General features: G+C 70.7%; 16 protein-coding genes. 11 read left to right on the top strand and 5 right to left on the bottom strand.

The genetic code is table 11. From position 1 onward, the window contains the following. Positions 1-25 precede the first annotated feature (25 nt). The 3 genes from AC07F3_RS01235 to AC07F3_RS01225 all read right to left on the bottom strand — a co-directional run bounded on the left by AC07F3_RS01235 (position 26) and on the right by AC07F3_RS01225 (position 5,603). Positions 26-2,449, bottom strand: a complete 2,424-nt coding sequence (locus AC07F3_RS01235; RefSeq protein WP_479109256.1) for an ATP-binding SpoIIE family protein phosphatase — start codon at positions 2,447-2,449, stop codon at positions 26-28. A gap of 134 nt (positions 2,450-2,583) precedes the next feature. Next, a complete protein-coding gene (locus tag AC07F3_RS01230; RefSeq protein WP_479109254.1) occupies positions 2,584-4,974 on the bottom strand; it encodes an MFS transporter in 2,391 nt (796 codons plus the stop codon). Positions 4,975-5,159: 185 nt separating this feature from the next. After that, on the bottom strand, positions 5,160-5,603 hold the full coding sequence (locus tag AC07F3_RS01225; protein ID WP_469487791.1) for an SRPBCC family protein: 444 nt from the start codon (positions 5,601-5,603) through the stop codon (positions 5,160-5,162). A gap of 163 nt (positions 5,604-5,766) precedes the next feature. On the opposite strand from AC07F3_RS01225, the gene AC07F3_RS01220 reads away from it, so the two are divergent. Together AC07F3_RS01220 and AC07F3_RS01215 are read left to right on the top strand one after the other, a co-directional pair. Continuing rightward, positions 5,767-6,804: an Rv2578c family radical SAM protein gene (locus AC07F3_RS01220; protein WP_479109252.1), complete on the top strand. Its 1,038-nt coding sequence runs from the start codon at positions 5,767-5,769 to the stop codon at positions 6,802-6,804. A 67-nt stretch (positions 6,805-6,871) separates the two neighbouring features. Then, entirely contained in the window at positions 6,872-7,267 is a 396-nt protein-coding gene (locus tag AC07F3_RS01215; RefSeq protein ID WP_479109250.1) for a RidA family protein, read from the top strand. A gap of 126 nt (positions 7,268-7,393) precedes the next feature. Here the strand turns inward: AC07F3_RS01215 and AC07F3_RS01210 are convergent, their stop codons facing one another. Further along, on the bottom strand, positions 7,394-7,978 hold the full coding sequence (locus AC07F3_RS01210) for an adenylosuccinate lyase (protein WP_479109248.1): 585 nt from the start codon (positions 7,976-7,978) through the stop codon (positions 7,394-7,396). Positions 7,979-8,355: 377 nt separating this feature from the next. Between AC07F3_RS01210 and AC07F3_RS01205 the strand changes: the two genes are divergently transcribed. The 9 genes from AC07F3_RS01205 to pssA all read left to right on the top strand — a co-directional run bounded on the left by AC07F3_RS01205 (position 8,356) and on the right by pssA (position 19,185). Continuing rightward, a complete protein-coding gene (locus AC07F3_RS01205) occupies positions 8,356-10,137 on the top strand; it encodes a 3-hydroxyacyl-CoA dehydrogenase family protein (protein ID WP_479109246.1) in 1,782 nt (593 codons plus the stop codon). Positions 10,138-10,228: 91 nt separating this feature from the next. Further along, complete coding sequence (locus tag AC07F3_RS01200) at positions 10,229-11,035, top strand: TetR family transcriptional regulator (RefSeq protein ID WP_479109244.1); 807 nt, start codon at positions 10,229-10,231, stop codon at positions 11,033-11,035. A gap of 402 nt (positions 11,036-11,437) precedes the next feature. Next, positions 11,438-12,775: a crotonyl-CoA carboxylase/reductase gene (gene ccrA / locus AC07F3_RS01195; protein WP_479109242.1), complete on the top strand. Its 1,338-nt coding sequence runs from the start codon at positions 11,438-11,440 to the stop codon at positions 12,773-12,775. 14 nt (positions 12,776-12,789) lie between these two features. After that, positions 12,790-14,817, top strand: a complete 2,028-nt coding sequence (locus AC07F3_RS01190) for a protein meaA (protein WP_479109240.1) — start codon at positions 12,790-12,792, stop codon at positions 14,815-14,817. Continuing rightward, positions 14,814-15,788 (top strand): HpcH/HpaI aldolase/citrate lyase family protein, encoded by a 975-nt coding sequence (locus tag AC07F3_RS01185; RefSeq protein ID WP_479109238.1) that lies wholly within the window; start codon positions 14,814-14,816, stop codon positions 15,786-15,788. Before AC07F3_RS01190 ends, AC07F3_RS01185 begins: the two co-directional genes overlap by 4 nt. Positions 15,789-15,793: 5 nt before the next feature. Then, positions 15,794-16,306 (top strand): MaoC family dehydratase, encoded by a 513-nt coding sequence (locus AC07F3_RS01180; RefSeq protein ID WP_479110560.1) that lies wholly within the window; start codon positions 15,794-15,796, stop codon positions 16,304-16,306. A 2-nt stretch (positions 16,307-16,308) separates the two neighbouring features. Further along, a complete protein-coding gene (locus AC07F3_RS01175; protein WP_479109236.1) occupies positions 16,309-17,514 on the top strand; it encodes an acyl-CoA dehydrogenase family protein in 1,206 nt (401 codons plus the stop codon). Positions 17,515-17,687: 173 nt separating this feature from the next. Continuing rightward, positions 17,688-18,344 (top strand): phosphatidylserine decarboxylase, encoded by a 657-nt coding sequence (locus tag AC07F3_RS01170; RefSeq protein ID WP_479109234.1) that lies wholly within the window; start codon positions 17,688-17,690, stop codon positions 18,342-18,344. Continuing rightward, positions 18,331-19,185, top strand: coding sequence for a CDP-diacylglycerol--serine O-phosphatidyltransferase (gene pssA / locus AC07F3_RS01165; RefSeq protein ID WP_189389371.1), 855 nt, complete (start codon positions 18,331-18,333; stop codon positions 19,183-19,185). Before AC07F3_RS01170 ends, pssA begins: the two co-directional genes overlap by 14 nt. 520 nt (positions 19,186-19,705) lie before the next feature. Here the strand turns inward: pssA and AC07F3_RS01160 are convergent. Continuing rightward, a complete protein-coding gene (locus AC07F3_RS01160) occupies positions 19,706-21,226 on the bottom strand; it encodes an MFS transporter (RefSeq protein WP_479109232.1) in 1,521 nt (506 codons plus the stop codon). Positions 21,227-21,390 lie beyond the last annotated feature (164 nt).

The raw sequence follows: 21,390 nt of genomic DNA, 5'->3' as shown, positions 1-21,390 counted from the left end.
CGTGCCGGGCCCCCGGCCCGCGGCCTCAGCGCGTGCGGCGCTCCGGGCGCGGCAGTGCCACGTCGAACCAGACGGTCTTGCCGTCGCCGGTGCGGCTGGTGCCCCATTCCCGGGCGAGCGCGCTGACCACGCGAAGGCCCCGGCCCGCCTCGTCGTCCGGGCCCGCGCTCAGCAGCGACGGCAGGGTGTGGTCGTCGTCGACCACCTCGCACAGGAGCGCCTCGGCCCGCACCAGACGCAGCTCGACGCGGCGGCCGTGCGCATGGCGGATGCCGTTGGTGACGACCTCGCTGACCAGGAGTTCGACGGTCTCCGCGACGCCGGACAGGCCCCAGCGCGCGAGCTGGTCGCGGACCAGGCGGCGGGCCCGGCCCACCTCGGCGGGGTCGGCGGCGAGCCGCCACTCGGCCACGTCCTCGCGGGCGATGCCGTTGAGCCGCGCCATGAGCAGGGCCACGTCGTCCTTGCGCCCGCCCCGGGTGTTGAGGGAGCGGATGATCGTGTCGCAGGCGTCGTCCATGGAGGCGGCGGGGTGCGCCGCCGACTCGCAGAGCGTGGCGAGGCCGACGCCTATGTCCTCGCCGCGCACCTCGACGAGCCCGTCCGTGCACATGACGAGGCGGTCGCCGGGCGCGACCCGGATGCGGGCCGTCTCGAACGGCACCCCGCCGACGCCGATCGGGGCGCCGGTGGGCAGTTCGAGGAGTTCGCTGCGGCCGTCCGCGGACCGCACGATCACCGGCGGCACATGGCCCGCGTTGGCCATGAGGAGCTCGCCCCTGATGGGGTCGTAGACGGCGTACAGGCAGGTGGCGAGGTAGTGCTCGCCCAGGCGCTGCGCCAGGTCGTCGAGGTTGCGCAGGAGCTGGTCGGGCGGCAGGTCGAGCGCGGCCATGGTCTGCACGGCGGTACGCAACTGGCCCATCATGGCGGCCGAGTTGAGGCCGTGGCCCATGACGTCGCCGACTACGAGCGCGGTGCGCGAGCCGGGCAGTTTGATCGAGTCGAACCAGTCGCCGCCGACCCGGCCGAGCAACGTGCCGGGCAGGTAGCGGGTCGCCGTGTCGCAGCCCGCCATGCGCGGGGTGACCTGCGGCAGCATCGAGTCCTGAAGCGTCTCCGCGACGCTTTCCTGGTAGGTGTACATGCGCGCGTTGTCGAGCACGAGCCCGGCGCGCGCGGCCAGTTCGGCCCCGGTGACGCGGTCCATGTCGTTGAACTCGGCCCGCTCGGCGTGCCGCAGCAGGATCATGAAGCCGAGCACCACGTTGCGCGCCTTGAGCGGAACCACCAGCATCGAGCGGCCGTTGATGAGCGGCCGGATGTCGCGCTTCTCGAACTGCGAGGCGATGGCGGTGCCCATCTGCTCGCTGATCCTGGGCACGAGCACGGGCTCGCCGGAGGTCATGCACTGGAAGAAGGGAGTGTGCGCGGGGAACGGCATGGACTCGCCGACCGGCACCACGTCGTCCCAGCGGCCCGGCTCGTCGACGTGCTCGACGGCGACCCGGTGCCACAGGGTCCGCTCGTCGGGCGGCCCGTCGGGGAAGCCCTCGCCCGCGATGACCTGCTCGCGCAGATAGGTGCCCGCGACGTCGGTGAAGCGCGGCACGACGGCGGCGCTGACCTCCTGGATGGTGCGGGAGAGGTCGAGGGAGGAGCCGATGCGGCCGCTGACCTCGTTGAGGAATTCGAGCCGCTCGCGCACCGCGGCGTATTCGAGGTCGGCCGCGAACTCGGGCGAGGGCGGGCTGGTCCGCGTCACCGGTTCCATGGGGTGGCGGCGCCCGCGGGGCCGGTGTTCGGCCCGCCGGGGCACACCCCAGTCGGGCGTCACCGGCACCCGGTCGTGCTGGCTGAACTCCAGGACGGGATAGCCAAGTTCGAGGACCTGGGAGACGATGCGGGAGCTCTCGCCGACGCTCATGCTGGGCAGGATCTCGGGCAGCCGCCCGGCCAGTTCGTCGGCTCCGGGGAAGTCGGTGTGCAGGGCGAAGCCCGGTGCTATCCGCTCGATGGGACCGCCGTCGTCGGCCTCGTGGTGCAGCTGCGCCGCGTCGGCGGCGAGCACCAGGAGCCGCTCGGGCCCGGGTCCGACCAGCGGATAGGCCCACCACAGCACGTCGGTCCGCTCGCGGCCGGGCTCGCAGAGCGCGGCCCGGCCCGCCGTGGGGTAGGCGGTGCGCCCGGTCAGCGGGCCGTCGAGCCCGGGCCCGAAGGCGTCGAACAGCTCGTAGTCGTCGTAGCTCTGCTCCAGCGCGCCGGAGACCGGGAGCAGATCGGCGGCGGCCCTGCCGACCGCCTCCTCCTTGCCGGGACCGAACAGCCTGCGCGCACCGGACGACCAGTGCGACACCAGGCCGTCGCCGTCCACGACGATCACGGCAAGCGGGATCCGGCCGGCCACGGCGAACTGGTGCGGCAGCTTCGGCGGAGTACCACTGTCCATGGGTGGGAGGCTCCTTCCCCGCCGCGAGAATCGGCGGCTGTACCACCACCGTACGGCCATCGGGACACCGCGCGCGGGCCAACTCCACAATAGGCGTACGCCCGCGCGCACATGCCGCACGCATTGACCAAAGGTCAGTCCTCGTGGCCCAGTTGGAGATCCCTTTCGGTCCGGCCGCCGCCCGCGACCTGCAGCACCGTGGCCACCGGCGGGTAGCCCGCCGCGATCACCGTGTACTCGCCGGAGGACAGGTCGACGAAGCGGAAGGTGCCGTCGGGGCCGGTGGTGAGGGTGTCCACGACATTGCCCGCGGCGTCGAGCAGCGTCACCCGCGCGTCCTCGACCGGCCGCCCGCCGCCGGCCCGCACGGTGCCGCGCAGGACGGCCCCGCCGGCCAGCTCGATGTCCTGCCGGGTCTCGCGCGAGGCCTGCACGCTCACGGGGAGGGCCGCGGGGCGGAAGGCGGGTGCGCTGGCGGCCAGGGTGTACTCCCCCGCCACCAGCTCCGTGATCACATAGCCGCCCTCGCGCCCGCTGCGGGTGGCGGCCACGACCTCGCCGCGCACGTCGGTGAGGGTGACCGCGGCGTCCCGCACCGGGGTGCCGTCGGCGGTGACGACGCTGCCCGCGAGGCGCCCGGCGCCGCCGAGCACGACGTCGAGGTCGACGGGCCGTTCGCCGACGGTCACGGCGACGGCCTGGGGCTGGTGCCCGCCGGCCGCCGCGATCAGGACGTAGGAACCGGCGCCGGGCACGCTGAGCGCGTACCGCCCGTCCGCGCCGCTGGCCCCGCGTCCGACCTGCTGGCCGCGTACGTCGACGAGGGTGAGGGCGGCGCGCGGCACGGTGGTCCCGTCGTGGTGCTGGACGGTGCCGCAGACCGGAACGCCGCCGGTGTGGGCGGGGGCGGCGGTGCGGGCGTGGGGCAGGGGCGCGGTCTCGGCGGCGGGGGCGTTGTGGGACACCAGCGGTTGCTCCTTGAGGAAGAAGGCGAGGACGAAGCCGAGCACGAGCACCGGCACGAGGTAGAGGAAGATCCGCGGCATGGCGTCGGCGTACGCCCGGATGTATCCGTCGCGCAGCGCGGGCGGCATGGCGTGGACCAGCTGCGGGGTGATCGACTCGGGATCGGGCAGGCGGGCCCCGGCGGGGAGCCGTTCGGTGAGCGCGTGGGCGAGGCGGTTGGTGAACAGGGTGCCGAAGACGGCGGCGCCGACGCTGCCGCCGATCTGCCGGAAGTAGTTGTTGGCGCTGGTGGCGGTGCCGAGGTCGGCGGGGTCGACGGAGTTCTGCACGGCGAGCACCAGGACGGGCATGACCAGGCCGATGCCGATGCCGAGCACGGCCATCCAGATGCTGTAGTGCAGCCGTGGCGTGTCGGTGCCGAGCCGGGACAGGAGCCACATGCCGACGGCGGAGACCGCGCCGCCGAGGATCGGGTAGATCTTGTAGCGGCCGGTGCGGCTGATGAGCTGGCCGGAGACGATCGAGGCGCCGACGATGCCGCCCATCATGGGCAGCACGAGCAGTCCGGACCCGATGGCGCTGGCCCCGTCGACCATCTGCAGGAAGGTCGGCAGATAGCTGGCGGCGCCGAAGAGGGCGACGCCGACGACCGCGCCCACGAGCCCGGAGACGTTGAAGATCGAGCCGCGGAACAGCCGCAGCGGGATGACGGGTTCGGCCGCGTAGTTCTCGACGACCAGGAACAGCAGGGTCGTTCCGGCAGCGCCCGCGGCGAGCCCCAGGATCGGTCGCGAGTCCCAGGCGTACCGCGTGCCGCCCCAACTGGTCAGGAGGACCACGCAGGTCGAGGCGGCGGCGAGGAGCAGCATGCCGAGCACGTCGAGACGGGGCCGCACGCGCGGGCGGGGCAGTTTCAGGACGACGGTGATGACGGCGAGGGTGACCAGGCCGAACGGCACGTTGATGTAGAAGCACCAGCGCCAGGAGGCGTGGTCGGTGAAGAAACCGCCGAGCAGGGGCCCGGCCACCGAGGCGAGTCCGAAGACGGCGCCGATCAGGCCCATGAATCGGCCGCGCTGCCGGGGCGGCACGATGTCCGCAATGATCGCCTGCACGCCGATCATGAGTCCGCCGCCGCCGATGCCCTGGACCGCGCGGAAGGCGATCAGTTCGTCCATCGTGCGCGACCAGCCGGCCAGGGCCGAGCCGATGACGAACACGACGATCGCGAACTGGAAGACCGGTTTGCGGCCGAAGAGGTCGCCGAGCTTGCCGTAGATCGGCAGCCCCACCGTGGAGGCGAGGAGGTAGGCGGTGACGGCCCAGGAGACCTTGTCGAGGCCGTGCAGATCGCCGACGATCTTCGGCAGCGCGGTGGCGACGATCATCTGGTCGAGCGCCGCGAGGAGCAGGGTGAGCATCAGTCCGAGGAAGACGGTGCGCACCCGGCGGGGGGTCAACGGCTCCCGGGGAGGCGGGAGTTCGCCCGTCGGTTCGGCCGCCGGGGCCGGAGCGGGCTCGGCGGCCCGCTCGTCCTTCACCAGAGTGATCCCGCCCACGAAACTGCTCCCCTCGTCGCGCTTGCGCCGACCATTTCTCGCATTACGCGACAACCGGGGCAAGCGAGACGAGCGGTGCGGGAGGCGTGCGCCGGGGGCTTAAGCGCTGGCGGGAGCACCTACGGCGCACAACGGGCCGGAACGGAAATCCACCCGAACCGGTGACCGCGGGGAGGGGACGCGGGCTACTTCTCGACCTCGGTGGCCAGCTTGTCGAGCATCGCGTCGTAGATGCGGCCAAGTCCCTTGGGCGCAAAGGTCCTTTCGAAGAATCCGCCGATGCCTCCGGCGCCGTTCCACACGGTGCTGACGACGACCTTGGAGCGGCCCTCGCCCGCGGGCGTGACGGTCCAGGTGGTGACCATGGAGGAGTTGCGGTCCTTCTCGACCAGCTGTCCGTCGGTCGGCTCCGTGACCTCCAGGAGGCAGTCGCGGACGCGCTTGCTGGTGGCCTGGAGCTTCCAGTGGACGAGGGTGCCCTCGCCGTCTCCGCCCTCGCGGACCTGGTACTCGCTGAAGTGCTCCGGCAGGAGCTTGGGGCGGCCGTCCTTGTAGTCGGCCAGCGTGTCGAACACGGTCTCGGGATCCGCCGCGACGATCCGCTCCGTCGTGGCCTCGACCTGCGCCATGGCACTTCCTCCAGCAGTTGTGTTTCCGGGGTTTCGGGGGTGGGCCAAGCCAACCACCTCACGCTCCGTCGTCACAATCCGGGTTGCGATCAAGAAGGGAACATGTGTTCTATTCAGGGGTGGGAGTGATCGACCAGGTCCCACGGAAGCAAAGGAGGCGTGCATGCGCTGGGAGAATCTCGCCGACGACGACGCCCCGGCGGGCCGGGCCGGCGCGGCCGCGCTCTTCGCCGCGGACGCGGTGACGACCCGCACCTTCGACACCCCCGAGTTCCGCGGGATCACCTTCCACGAGATCCGGGCGCGCTCGATCGTCAACCGGGTGCCGGGCGCCTCCCGCATGCCGTTCGAGTGGACCGTCAACCCCTACCGCGGCTGCTCGCACGCCTGCGTTTACTGCTTCGCCCGCAAGACGCACAGCTATCTGGACCTCGACACCGGGCTCGGTTTCGACTCGCAGATCGTGGTGAAGGTCAACGCCCCGGAACTGCTCAGGGCGCACCTCGCCTCGCGCCGCTGGCAGGGCGCGCACATCGCGATGGGCACGAACGTCGACTGCTACCAGCGCGCGGAGGGCCGCTACCGGCTGATGCCGGGCATCATCGCGGCGCTGCGCGACCGGGCGAACCCGTTCTCCATCCTGACCAAGGGCACACTCATCCTGCGCGACCTGGAGCTGCTCAAGGAGGCGGCCGCGGTGACCGAGGTGGGCATCTCGGTCTCGGTCGGCTTCCTCGACCAGGAGCTGTGGCGCACCGTGGAGCCGGGCACCCCCGCGCCCAGCCGCCGCCTGGACGTCGTGCGCACCCTGACCGAGCACGGCATCGGCTGCAGCGTCCTGATGGCCCCGGTGATCCCGTTCCTCGGCGACCACCCCGACCAGCTGCGCGCCACCGTCCGCGCGATCGCCGCCTCGGGCGCCACCTCGGTGACCCCGCTCGTCCTGCACCTGCGGCCGGGCGCGCGCGAGTGGTTCATGGCGTGGCTCGGCCAGCACCACCCCCACCTGGTGCGCCGGTACGAGCGGCTGTACGCGGAGGGCGCTTATGCGCCGAAGTGGTACCAGCGCCGGATCACCGGGCAGGTGCACGAGCTGGCCACCGAGTTCGGCATCGGCCCGGCCCGTCGCGGCGCGGCCCGCCGCATCCCCGCCCCGCCCGAGCCCGTCCGCCCGCAGCCGACGCAGCTGACCCTGCTCTGAGCCGCACCTGCCTCAAGTGCCGGGGGCCGGGGCCCGGTTGTCAGTGGCGTGCGCGAGGATGGTCCGCATGACTTCACTGACTCGCATCCCCGCCCCCGACGGCATCGCCCCCGGCCGCGGCTACAACCACGTCGTCTGGGGCACCGGCCGGTTCGTCGCGATATCGGGCCAGTGCGCGCTGGACGAGAAGGGGGACGTGGTCGGCGAGGGCGACGCGCGGGCCCAGGCGGACCGGGTCTTCGAGAACCTGCGCCGCTGCCTGGCCGCCGCCGGAGCCACCTTCGAGGACGTGGTGAAGCTGACCTACTTCGTGACGGACGTGGCCCACCTGCCCGCGGTCCGCGCGGCGCGCGACGCGGTCATCGGCCCCGACCAGCTGCCGGCCAGCTCGGCCGTCCAGGTCAGCGCCCTGTTCCGGCCCGAACTCCTGGTGGAGATAGAGGCCTTCGCCGTGACCGGCTAGGCGTTCCGGACCGGGCGCGGCGCGGCCACCGCAAGGAACCGCGCGCCCGCGGGAGCAGCGCGCCGATTCCGGGCTCGCGGACACCTGGCGGCCCGGGCGGCGGTCCACCGGGACCCGGGTGCCCCGCTACCCCCGGCCCCGGCCCGCCTCGATGCGCCGCAGCGCCCAGGCCGCCGACCGCGCCAGGCGGGGATGGGCCAGGGCCTCGGTCAGGACGTCGACGGCCCGCTTGTCGCCCAGTTCGCCGAGCCCCTCGATGCAGGCCAGAGCCACCCGCCAGTACGGGCTGTGCGGCGACAGGAGCGGCCGCAGGGTCTTGATCAGGGCCGGTACGGATTCGGGGGCCCGCAGGGCGGTGAGCAGCCGCACCGGATGCAGGGCGTAGGCGGTGCGCAGCTCGTTGGTCGCGAGGGCGGCCGCCGCGCGCGCGGTGCGCGGGTCCGCGAGCCTGGCCAGCGCGTACGCGGCGCTGACACAGCGCTCCGGGTCCCGGTGGTTGAGCAGCAGGATCAGGGCTTCGAAGGCCCGGCGGTCCCCGGCGACACCGAGCCGGAACGCCGCGATCTCCCGCGCCCAGAGCGGGCGTTCGGGCTCGGTGAGCACCGCCGCGAGCTCGTCCTGGTCGACCGTGGCGATCAGCCGCTCGTACGCCGCCGACCCGCCGGTCTCGGCCCGCACCCGGTCCGCGAGCGACCGAAACTCCTCATCCATGCCGGAAGCCTATTGACCTCCGCCTCCCCGCGCTGAGGCACCGGGAATTCTCCGTCCGCGTGCGGCCCGGCCCGCCCGGCCCGAAGGCGAGCCAGATCACACGGGTTCGCCACGACGGAGGGCTGGCGCGCTCGTTACTCGCCGGTTAACCTCAAGTGAGCGGGTAACCCCCGCGGCTCCGGTGGCCTGGTGACGCAGCCACCGCGAGTGATCGTCGGTTCGGCAGTTCTGTACGACGCGCCCCGGGACAGGGCCGTCGGCCCTTGGCACCACGACACAACTCCCGCACGCCGTGCGCCCGTTGGCGTATCCGAGCGCCCCTCGATGCCGGTCGCGTGCGCCCTCTCTCAGTCGTCACTCATCCCTGGAGTCCCGTGATGGACATCCCCCTGAACACTGTCGCCGTGGTCGGCCTCGGCACGATGGGCACCGGCATCGCCGAGGTCCTGGCCCGGGCGGGCCGCGAGGTCATCGGCATCGACATCAGCGAGCGGGCCGGGCGCCAGGCCGTGGCGGCCCTGGAGGCCTCCACCGCCCGCGCGGTGGACCGCGAGCGGATCACCCCGCAGGAGCGGGGCGACATCCTCGCCCGGTTCCGCACCTTCACCGACCTCCAGGCAGCGGCCGAGGCCGAGCTCGTCATCGAGGTCGTGCCCGAGTCCTACGAGCTCAAGCAGCAGGTCTTCCACGCGCTCGACGCCATCGTCGCGCCCACCGCGATCCTGGCGACCGGCACCAACGCCCTCTCGGTGACCCGGCTCGCCGCCGACTCCGCGCACCCCGAGCGCGTGCTCGGCCTGCACTTCTTCAACCCGGCGCCCGCGATGAAGCTCGTCGAGATCGTCTCCTCCGTGCTCACCGCTCCCCCGGCCGTCGACGCCGTCACCGCGCTCGCCCTCGACCTCGGCAAGGAGCCCGTCGCGGTCGGCGACCGGCCCGGCTTCGTCGCCGACGGGCTGCTCTTCGGCTACCTCAACCAGGCCGCCGCGATGTACGAGTCCAAGTACGCCTCGCGCGAGGACATCGACGCCGCGATGAAGCTGGGCTGCGGCCTGCCGATGGGCCCGCTCGAACTGCTCGACCTGATCGGCATCGACACCGCCCGCACCGTCCTGGAGGCGATGTACGCCTCCTCCCAGGACCGCCTCCACGCACCCGCCCCCATCCTCGGCCAGCTCGCCGAGGCCGGGCTCACCGGCCGCAAGAAGGGCCGCGGCTTCTACACGTACGAGGGCGAGGGCAGCCCGGTCGTGGTGGCCGACGCCCAGACCCCGGACGCGATCGCGGGGGCCGGGGGCGGCCGCGAGATCCGCTCGGTCGGCGTGGCCGGGTCGGGCACCATGGCCTCCGGCATCGCGGAGGTCTTCGCCAAGGCCGGGTACCAGGTCGTGCTCGCGGCCCGCAGCCTGGAGAAGGCGGAGACCGCCAAGTCCCGTATCGCCAAGTCGCTTTCGCGCTCCGTCGACAAGGGTCGGCTCACCGCCGAGGCGCGCGAGGAGACCCTCAACCGCATCACGGCCGCGGGCGCCCTGGAGGCCTTCGCCGAGGTCGACCTCGCCGTCGAGGCGGTCGCCGAGGACCTGGAGGTCAAGCAGCAGCTCTTCGCCTCCCTCGACAAGATCTGCAAGCCGGGCGCGGTGCTCGCCACCACCACGTCCTCGCTGCCCGTCGTCGCCTGCGCCCGCGCCACCTCGCGCCCGCAGGACGTCATCGGCATGCACTTCTTCAACCCGGCCCCCGCGATGAAGCTCGTCGAGGTGGTCCGCACCGTGCTCACCTCCGACGAGGTGCACGCCACGGTCCGCGAGGTCACGGCGAAGATCCGCAAGCACCCGGTGGACTGCGGCGACCGCGCCGGGTTCATCGTCAACGCGCTGCTCTTCCCGTACCTCAACAACGCGATCAAGATGGTGCAGGAGCACTACGCGACGCTCGACGACATCGACGCCGCGATGAAGCTGGGCGGCGGCTACCCGATGGGCCCGTTCGAACTGCTCGACGTGGTGGGCCTGGACGTCTCGCTCGCCATCGAGAAGGTGCTGCACGCCGAGTTCCGCGACCCGGGCCTGGCGCCCGCGCCGCTGCTCGAACACCTCGTCGCGGCCGGCTGCCTGGGCCGCAAGACGGGCCGCGGATTCCGCGAGTATGCCCGGCGGTGATCCGGACGCCGGGTGGGGCGGGCTGCTGCAACCTCCGGGCAGCTCGCCCCCGTGGGCGCGACTTCCTGCATCTATGCAGTACGTTCGGTCCATGCCCCAGCCAGCCAGGTCCTCCCGTACGAACGCCGTGCCCGACGCCCCGGAGACCGCCGCGGGCAGCCGGGCGGCCGCCCAGCGGCTCAAGATGCGCCGAGAACTGGCGGCCGCGGCGATGGACCTGTTCTCCGCGAAGGGGTACGAGGCCACCACCGTCGACGAGATCGCGGCCCGGGCCGGGGTCGCCCGGCGCACCTTCTTCCGCCACTTCCGCTCCAAGGAAGAGGCGATCTTCCCCGACCACGACGACACCCTCGTGCGGGCCGAGGCGGTCCTCAACGCCGCGCCCCCGCACGAGCACCCGCTCGACACGGTGTGCCGGGGCATCAAAGAGGTCATGAAGATGTACGCGGGCTCCCCCGCGGTCTCCGTGGCGCGCTACAAGCTGACCCGCGAGGTGCCGACCCTGCGCGAGGCCGAGATCGCCTCGGTCGCCCGCTACGAGCGCCTCTTCACCCGCTATCTGCTGGGCCACTTCGACGAGCACGACCACCAGCCGGGCAACGACGACCCGCTGCTCGCGGAGGTCGCCGCCTCCGCCGTCGTCACCGCCCACAACCACGTGCTGCGCCGCTGGCTGCGGGCCGGCGGCCAGGGCGACGTGGAGACCCAGCTCGACCACGCCTTCGCGATCGTCCGGGAGACCTTCGGCTCGGGCATCGGAGCGGGCCGCACGGCCAGGCCGAAGGCGGCCGCGGCCTCCGTCTCGGCCGGTGACGAGGTCCTGGTGGCGGTGGCCCGCACGGACGCGCCGCTCGACGAGATCATGCAGACCATCAAGCAGGCCCTGAAGACCAGATAGCCCGCTCGTCCTTTCCTTCCCGCCCGGTGGCCGCATCCCTCTCGCTCAGGGATGCGGCCACCGGCGTATGCGCTGACCTGCAACGATCGATCATCGCTCATCTGTGCGGGTCAATCCGCAATTGAGAGAAACTCTTGGCACGCAGTGTCTTGTCACTTGGCACCCGGTGCCATACGTTGATGTTGTCCGGGTGGCCGGCGTGCAGAGCAACCTCGTACGCCGGCTGTCCCCACAAGCCGCCACTGGCGCGTGCACCCGGACGCCTGCGTCACAGGCAACCCTCCCGCGCCCACCAGGCGCTGCCGCACTTGAACCACACCGCCGAACCGACGGCACACCTCCACAGCACCACCCCCGAAGACCCTCAACGCCCCTCAGGGGCGCTTCGCCGGAGGCAACACCGTGAAGGAAATCCTGGACGCGATCCAGTCGCCGGAGTCCACCTCCGCCGACTTCGCCGCTCTGCCGCTCCCCGACTCGTACCGCGCGATCACCGTGCACAAGGACGAGGCGGAGATGTTCGCCGGGCTCAGCACCCGCGACAAGGACCCCCGCAAGTCGATCCACCTGGACGAGGTCCCGGTGCCCGAACTCGGCCCGGGCGAGGCCCTGGTGGCCGTCATGGCCTCCTCGGTCAACTACAACTCGGTCTGGACGTCGATCTTCGAGCCGGTCTCGACCTTCAGCTTCCTGGAGCGCTACGGCAGGCTCAGCGAGCTCACCAAGCGCCACGACCTGCCGTACCACGTCATCGGCTCGGACCTCGCGGGCGTCGTGCTGCGCACCGGCCCCGGCGTCAACGCCTGGCAGCCGGGCGACGAGGTCGTGGCGCACTGCCTCTCGGTCGAGCTGGAGAGCTCCGACGGGCACAACGACACGATGCTCGACCCCGAGCAGCGCATCTGGGGCTTCGAGACCAACTTCGGCGGCCTCGCCGAGATCGCGCTCGTCAAGTCCAACCAGCTGATGCCCAAGCCCAAGCACCTGAGCTGGGAGGAGGCGGCGGCGCCCGGCCTGGTCAACTCGACCGCGTACCGCCAGCTGGTCTCCCGCAACGGCGCCGGGATGAAGCAGGGCGACAACGTCCTGATCTGGGGCGCCAGCGGCGGACTCGGCTCCTACGCCACGCAGTTCGCGCTCGCGGGCGGCGCCAACCCGATCTGCGTGGTCTCCAGCCCCGAGAAGGCGGACATCTGCCGCGCCATGGGCGCGGAGGCGGTCATCGACCGCAACGCCGAGGGGTACAGGTTCTGGAAGGACGAGCGGACCCAGGACCCCAAGGAGTGGAAGCGCTTCGGCAAGCGCATCCGCGAGTTCACCGGCGGCGAGGACATCGACATCGTCTTCGAGCACCCCGGCCGCGAGACCTTCGGCGCGAGCGTCTACGTCACCCGCAAGGGCGGCACCATCACCACCTGCGCCTCCACCTCGGGCTACATGCACGAGTACGACAACCGCTACCTGTGGATGTCCCTCAAGCGCATCATCGGCTCGCACTTCGCCAACTACCGCGAAGCCTGGGAGGCCAACCGCCTCATCGCCAAGGGCAAGATCCACCCGACGCTCTCCAAGGTGTACTCCCTGGAGGACACCGGGCAGGCCGCCTACGACGTGCACCGCAACCTGCACCAGGGCAAGGTCGGCGTGCTCGCGCTCGCACCCCGCGAGGGCCTCGGCGTCAGCGACCCCGAGCTGCGCGAGAAGCACCTCGACGCCATCAACCGCTTCCGCAACATCTGAGGCTGGGAAGGTTCATGACTGAGCGTCAGAAGGATCGGCCGTGGCTGATGCGGACGTATGCCGGGCACTCGACCGCCGAGGCGTCCAACGAGCTCTACCGCAACAACCTCGCCAAGGGTCAGACGGGTCTGTCGGTCGCGTTCGACCTTCCGACGCAGACCGGATACGACCCCGACCACATCCTCGCCCGCGGCGAGGTGGGCCGGGTCGGGGTCCCGGTGTCCCATCTGGGTGACATGCGGCGGCTGTTCCAGGACATCCCGCTCGAGCAGATGAACACCTCGATGACGATCAACGCCACCGCGATGTGGCTGCTCGCCATGTACCAGGTGGTCGCCGAGGAGCAGGGCGCGGACATCACCAAGCTCCAGGGCACCACCCAGAACGACATCGTGAAGGAGTACCTCTCACGCGGGACGCACGTCTTCCCGCCGGGCCCTTCGCTGCGGCTGACAACAGACATGATCTGTTACACCGTGAACAACATCCCCAAGTGGAACCCCATCAACATCTGCAGCTACCACCTGCAGGAGGCGGGAGCCACCCCGGTCCAGGAGATCGCGTACGCGATGTCCACCGCGATCGCCGTGCTCGACTCGGTGTTCGCGTCGGGCCAGATCCCCGAGGAGCGCAAGGGCGACGTCGTGGCCCGCATCTCCTTCTTCGTGAACGCGGGCGTCCGCTTCATCGAGGAGATGTGCAAGATGCGCGCCTTCGGCCGCATCTGGGACAAGATCACGCGGGAGCGGTACGGGATCGAGGACGCCAAGCAGCGCCGCTTCCGCTACGGCGTCCAGGTCAACTCCCTCGGCCTGACCGAGGCGCAGCCCGAGAACAACGTCCAGCGGATCGTCCTGGAGATGCTGGCCGTGACCCTCTCCAAGGACGCCCGCGCCCGCGCGGTCCAACTCCCGGCCTGGAACGAGGCGTTGGGGCTCCCCCGCCCCTGGGACCAGCAGTGGTCGCTGCGCATCCAGCAGGTCCTGGCGCACGAGAGCGACCTCCTCGAGTACGAGGACATCTTCGCGGGCTCGCACGTCATCGAGGCCAAGGTGGACGCCCTGGTCGACGAGTGCCTCGCCGAGATCGACCGGATCCAGGAGATGGGCGGGGCGCTGGCCGCCGTCGAGTCGGGCTACCTCAAGTCGCAGCTCGTCTCCTCGCACGCCGAGCGCCGGGCCCGCATCGAGGCCGGCGAGGAGAAGATCGTCGGCGTCAACTGCTACGAGTCGACCGAGCCGAGCCCGCTCACCGCGGACCTGGACGGCGCGATCATGACGGTCGACCCCGCCGTCGAGGCCCGCGTGGTCGCCTCCCTCAAGAACTGGCGCGACACCCGCTACCAGCCGCCCTTCAACCACCCCCGCCCCTGCAAGGCGCTGGAGAAGCTGAAGGAGGCGGCTCAGGGCACCGGCAACCTCATGGAGGCGACGCTGGAGTGCGTGCGTTCCGGGGTCACCACCGGTGAGTGGTCCCAGGCGCTGCGCGAGGTGTTCGGCGAGTTCCGGGCGCCCACGGGCGTCTCCTCCGCCCCGGTCGCGGTCACCGCCGAGGAGGGCACGCCGCTCGCCCTGGTCCGCGAGAAGGTGGCGCGGACGGCCTCGGACCTCGGTGCCGGGCGGCTGCGCCTGCTGGTCGGCAAGCCTGGCCTGGACGGACACTCCAACGGCGCCGAGCAGATCGCGGTGCGCGCGCGGGACGCCGGCTTCGAGGTGGTCTACCAGGGCATCCGGCTGACCCCGGAGCAGATCGTGAGCGCCGCCCTCGCCGAGGACGTGCACTGCGTCGGCCTGTCCATCCTGTCCGGCTCGCACGCCGAGCTCGTCCCCGACGTCCTGGTGCGGCTGCGGGAGGCGGGCGCGCCCGACATACCGGTGATCGCGGGCGGGATCATCCCGCCGGCGGACGCCGAGGAGTTGCGCAAGGCGGGCGTCGCCGCCGTTTTCACCCCGAAGGACTTCGGCATCACGGAGATCATCGGCCGTATCGTCGACGAGATCCGGAAAGCGAACAAGCTCGACCCGTTGGAGGTCCCCGCATGAGCACCCCTGTCACCCCGGTCAACCGGCTCCGCCCGCGCCGCTCCTGCCTCGCGGTTCCCGGGTCGAACCCCCGCTTCCTGGAGAAGGCCCAGGGCCTCCCGGCCGACCAGGTCTTCCTCGACCTGGAGGACGCCTGCGCACCGCTGGCCAAGCCGGAGGCGCGGCACACCATCGTCAAGTTCCTCAACGAGGGCGACTGGACGGGCAAGACGCGGGTCGTGCGGGTGAACGACTGGACGACCGAGTGGACGTACCGCGACGTCGTCACCGTGGTCGAGGGCGCCGGCCAGAACCTCGACTGCATCATGCTGCCGAAGGTGCAGAGCGCCGACCAGGTCGTGGCCCTGGACCTGCTGCTCACCCAGATCGAGAAGACGATGGGCCTGGAGGTCGGCAAGATCGGCATCGAGGCGCAGATCGAGAACGCGCGCGGCCTGAACAACGTCAACGCGATCGCGGAGGCCTCGCCGCGCACCGAGACCATCATCTTCGGCCCGGCCGACTTCATGGCGTCGATCAACATGAAGACGCTGGTCGTGGGCGAGCAGCCGCCCGGGTACGGCGCGGACGCCTACCACTACATCCTGATGAAGATCCTGATGGCGGCGCGCGCCAACGACCTCCAGGCGATCGACGGCCCCTACCTCCAGATCCGCAACGTGGACGGCTACCGCGAGGTGGCCAAGCGGGCCGCCGCGCTCGGCTTCGACGGCAAGTGGGTGCTGCACCCGGGCCAGGTCGAGGCGTCGAACGAGATCTTCTCGCCGTCGCAGGAGGACTTCGACCACGCCGAGCTGATCCTGGACGCGTACGACTACTGCACGTCCGAGGCGGGCGGCAAGAAGGGCTCCGCGATGCTCGGCGACGAGATGATCGACGAGGCCAGCCGCAAGATGGCGCTGGTCATCTCCGGCAAGGGGCGCGCGGCCGGTATGCAGCGCACGTCCAAGTTCGAGATCCCGGAGGCGTGAGCGACATGCAGTTCGGCCGCACCTATGAAGAGTTCGAAGTCGGCGCCGTCTACAAGCACTGGCCCGGAAAGACGGTCACCGAGTACGACGACCACCTCTTCTGTCTGCTCACGATGAACCACCACCCGCTCCACATGGACGTCAACTACGCCGAGAACACGACCGACTTCGGCAAGAACGTCGTCGTGGGCAACTACATCTACTCGCTGCTGCTCGGCATGAGCGTGCCGGACGTGTCCGGCAAGGCGATCGCCAACCTGGAGATCGAATCGCTCAAGCACGTGGCGCCGACCTTCCACGGCGACACGATCTACGGCGAGACGACGGTTCTCGACAAGACCCCGTCCAAGTCGAAGAACGACCGCGGGATCGTCTACGTCGAGACCAAGGGCTACAAGCAGGACGGCACCCTGGTCTGCGTCTTCCGCCGCAAGGTGATGGTGCCGACCGAGACGTACATCAAGGAGCGCGGCGGCGAACAGCCCGGCCGCCCCGAGCTCAAGTCGCAGGAGAAGTAGCCATGGCCCGTCTCGCGCAGACCGCCGGTCTGACCGACGTCCAGCAGGAAATCCTGGCCACCGTGCGGGACTTCGTCGACAAGGAGATCATTCCGGTCGCGACCCAGCTGGAGCACAAGGACGAGTACCCGACGCGGATCGTCGAGGGGCTCAAGGAGTTGGGCCTGTTCGGCCTGATGATCCCGGAGGAGTACGGCGGCCTCGGGGAGTCGCTGCTCACCTACGCGCTGTGCGTGGAGGAGATAGCGCGTGGCTGGATGTCGGTCTCCGGCATCATCAACACGCACTTCATCGTGGCGTACATGCTCAAGCAGCACGGCACGCAGGAGCAGAAGGACACCTTCCTGCCGCGGATGGCGCTCGGCGAGGTGCGCGGCGCGTTCTCGATGTCCGAGCCGGCGCTCGGCTCCGATGTGTCGGCGATCACGTCGAAGGGCGTGAAGGACGGCGACGAGTACGTCCTGAACGGCCAGAAGATGTGGCTGACCAATGGCGGAACGTCGTCGCTCGTGGCCGTTCTGTGCCGGAGTGACGAAGGACACCCCGAGGGGACCGCCCCCCACAAGTCCATGACGACCTTCCTGGTGGAGAAGGAGCCGGGCTTCGGTGAGGTCCGCCCGGGCCTGACCATTCCCGGCAAGATCGACAAGATGGGCTACAAGGGCGTCGACACGACCGAACTGGTCATGGACGGACTGCGCATTCCGGCCAATCGGGTCCTCGGCGGGGAGACCGGCCGAGGCTTTTACCAAATGATGGACGGCGTCGAGGTCGGCCGCGTCAACGTCGCGGCCCGTGGCTGCGGAGTCGCTCAGCGTGCATTTGAGTTGGGTGTCTCGTATGCCCAGCAAAGGCACACTTTCGGCAAGCCGATCGCCCAGCACCAGGCGATCCAGTTCAAGCTCGCCGAGATGGCTACCAAGGTCGAAGCGGCGCATGCGATGATGGTGAACGCAGCACGCAAAAAGGACTCCGGGGAACGAAACGACCTCGAAGCAGGGATGGCGAAGTACCTCGCCTCCGAGTACTGCAAGGAGGTGGTGGAAGACGCCTTCCGCATCCACGGCGGCTACGGCTTCTCCAAGGAGTACGAGATCGAGCGCCTGTACCGCGAGGCGCCGATGCTGCTCATCGGTGAAGGTACCGCCGAGATCCAGAAAATGATCATTGGGCGCCGACTTCTTGAGGAGTACCGGTTCCAGGGTTGATTGTCGCTTTTGAGTCGGTTTGGCCGCGAAGAACATCACACCCTGTAAGCGTCTTCCGGCCGCCGACTCGGCTTCTGGCTTGCCCAGTTGCGGCTCGCAACCGATACCATCGCCGGTAAACCTGCCGCCGTCCCCCGTTGCCAGCGCGGCATCATCCGCTACGAAGGTCATCCATGCCCCACAGCCAAACCTCTGCACCACGCGACGGCTTCCCCAAGGGACGCCTTGCTCGCGGAGCATCGCCGTGGCTTCTGCCGACCGTCGCCACCGCTGCCATCAGCCTGGCCCGATCCCGCCGCTCCAAGGGCGCCGCGATCGTGGCCGTGCCCACCACCGTCCTCGCGGCGGGCATGCTGTGGTTCTTCCGCGACCCCGAGCGTGAGATCACGCAGGGGCGGGTCATCTCCCCCGCCGACGGTGTGGTGCAGAGCATCATGCCGTGGAAGGACGGACGGACCCGCGTCGCGATCTTCATGAGCCCGTTGAACGTCCACGTCAACCGCGCGCCCCTCGCGGGCACGGTGACGTCGGTGGAGCACATCCCCGGTGGGTTCGTCCCGGCGTTCAACAAGGAGAGCGAGAACAACGAGCGCGTTGTCTGGCACTTCGACACCGAGCTCGGCGACATCGAGATGGTGCAGATCGCCGGCGCGGTCGCGCGGCGCATCGTGCCGTACGTCCCCCAGGGCACCAAGGTGGAGCAGGGCGAGCGCATCGGCCTCATCCGCTTCGGCTCGCGGGTCGACATCTACCTCCCCGAGGGTGTCGAGGTCGCGGTCGAGGTCGGGCAGGCGACCACGGCGGGGGTGACTCGAATTGACCGTGATTGATCCCGAGACGCAGGCCGGCTGGGTCCCCGAGGCGGAGTCCGAGGACGACGTCGAGGAGATGCCGCTGTCGCTGAGGCTGTCGATAGCGGACACCCTCACGCTGGGCAACGCCACGTGCGGCTTCATGGCGGTGTACTTCACCACCACCGGCATCCTCATCCCGCACCTCTCCGGCAGCCAGGAGACGGGCATGGCGCGGCACTCCGCCGCGACCGCCGTGATCCTGATGCTGCTCGCGGCGATCTTCGACCTCTGCGACGGTCTGGTCGCCCGGAAGCTGCGCAGCTCCCCCATGGGCGCCGAGCTGGACAACCTGTCCGACCTGATCAGCTTCGGGCTCGCCCCGGCCTACTTCGTGCTCGTGTACGGCATGGTCGCCGACGACGCCCACCAGCGGGTCGCCGCGGTCGCCGCGATCACGGTGCTGCTGGCCGTGGTGCTGAGACTCGCGCGGTTCTCGTGCGTGACGATGAAGGACGGCATGTTCCAGGGCATGCCGAGCCCCTTCGGCGCCCTCACGGTCGTCTCGATCGTCCTGCTCGAGCTGCCGTTCGTCCCGACGCTGCTCGCCGTCATAGGAGTCGCCTGGCTGATGGTGAGCCGGGTCGAGTACCCCAAGCCGCGGGGCATCCTCGCGGTGGCGATGCTCAGCTGGATCATCGGCGCGATGGGGCTGCTCGCCGCCTGGGCGTTCGACGCCCCCGGTGGTCAGATGCTCCTTCAGACCGGCTGCGCCCTGCAGATCGTCCTGGCCGCCACGATCCCCCTCTTCGCGACGGCCCGGCGGGTCAACACGTTCCGCGACAATCGGCGTGAGGCTCGGGCGGCTCAGCTGCCGTAGTTGCTCTCGCCGCTGGAAAAGGGGCCCAGGGTTCTTGAACCCGGGGCCCCTTTTCGTGTGCCCGCTCCGTCGGGACGGCCTAGCGGCTGCGCCGCTGGGGCTTCCCGCGCCGTTCCCCGGCGCCCCTGGGGTGCCCGGTCGGCTGCGGACCGTGGACGCTCCTCGCGCAGTTCCTCGCGCCCCTGACACCTCCGGTCATCCGCGGACCGTGGACGCTCCTCGCGCCGTTCCTCGCGCCCCTTGGCGGCATGGTGCTGGCCCGCGTGATCAACCTCAGCCCGTCCGGCGTTTGAGGACGAGCGCCGTTCAGGCGCGAACGGGGTCTGGGGCGGAGCCCCAGGGCCCCTGCGGACCGTGCTGGGTCGCTCGCGCCGTTCCCCGCGCCCCTTGGCGGCACGGTGCTGGGCCGCGTGGGCAACCTCAGCCCGTCCGGCGCTTGAGGACGAGCGCCCTCAAGGCGCGAACCGGGGTCTGGGGCGGAGCCCCAGGATCAGCAAGTCGCCGAGGGCGGGGGCGGCGGTCAGTGGGAGGTTTCCGTGGGGCGGAGGTCGGACGGAATCCTCGCCCAGGCCAGAACCGCCGCGGCCAGCGGCAGCGCCGCGGCGAGCAGGAACGTCGGGGTCATGCCCGCGGTGAAGGCCGTCGAGGCCTTCTCCAGGAGCAGCGCACCGGCCGGGCCGCCGATCGAGGCCGCCACGTGGGCCGCCTCGCCCACCGAGTCCCGTACGGAGGCGGCCGCGGCCACGTCCAGGGCGAGCTCGGGCAGCTGCGCGCGGTACAGCGCCCCTGCCACACTGCCCAGGATGGCGACGCCCATGGCCGCGCCCAGTTCGTAGCAGGTCTCCTCGACGGCCGCGGCCCCGCTGACGTGTTCCTTCGGCGTGGAGGCCATCAGGGTCACCGACGCGGCCGTGGTCGCGACGCCGACCCCACAGCCGAGCACGCCGAGCGCCACGGCGACGCCTGAGTAGGCCAGGGGCCCGGACTGCTGGAACAGCCAGGGCAGCGCGAGGCCCGCCGTCATCAGGAGCAGCCCGCCACCGATGACGTGCCGGATCGGCAGCCGGTGCATCAGGACCGGGGTCACCAAGGAGGTGACCACCAGACCGAGCGGCGCCGGCAGCAGCCGGATGCCCGCCTCCAGCGGGGTGTAGCCCTGCCCGTACTGGAACCACTGGGTGACCAGGAACAGCGCCGAGCCGAGCGCGATCATCCCGAGGAAGATCGAGGCGGCGGCGATGCTGAACGAGCGGTTGGTGAACAGCCGCACGTGCAGCAGCGGTTGGGCCAGTCGCAGCTGACGGCGGACAAAGACTGTCAGTGCGACAGCCGCCACCACGAGCAGCACCCAGGCCACCGGATCCGCGGGGCCGCCCTTGCCGAGCTGCTTGATGCCGCCGGCCAGGGCGAGCATGCCGACGACGGACTGTCCGACGCCCCACCAGTCCCAGCGGCCCTCGCGGGGTTGGTGGGACTCGGGCAGCAGCCAGGCGCCCAGCGCGATGATGACCAGGGCGACCGGAACGTTGATCAGGAACGCGGACTGCCAGCCGTTCCGCTCGACGAGCAGACCGCCGACCACCGGCCCGAGCGCCATGCCGCCGCCGAAGACCGCGGCCCACACCGCGTAGGCGAGGGCGCGTTCGCGGGCGTCGGTGAAGACGTCGCGCAGGATCGACAGGGTCGACGGCATGATGGCGGCACCGCCGACGCCGAGCAGCGCCCGGGCGGCGATGACCTGCCAGGCCGCGGTCGCGAAGACCGCCATCAGCGAGGCGAGCGCGAAGATCGCGAAGCCCGCGAGCAGCAGCCGCTTGCGCCCCCAGCGGTCGCCGAGCGCGCCCGCCGTCACGAGCAGGCCGGAGAGGGCGAGCGCGTAGACGTCGATGATCCACAGCTGCTGTACGGAGCTGGGCTGAAGGTCGCTGACCAGCGAGGGGAAGGCGACGTTGAGGATGGTCGTGTCCATCGCGATCAGCAGCAGGCTGCCGGAAAGGATCGCGAGGACGACCCAGCGCCGGGGGTCGAGGGGCGGCGTCATGAAACACTCCAGTATCGAATGAGACATTATTGTCTCATGGCTGGAAGAGGCGCGCCTGCGGGAGGCCCACGGCCTGGGCCGCCCGGGACTGTGCGGCGGCTCGCGCTCGGGGCGTACTGCTTCAGGGAACGACACAACGGCCCCCGTCGCGACTTGCGACGGGG

The sequence above is a fragment of the Streptomyces sp. NPDC045846 genome (assembly GCF_056431605.1).
The sequence above is the reverse complement of the archived record's forward strand: the minus strand, read 5'-3'. Positions and strand labels throughout refer to the sequence as shown.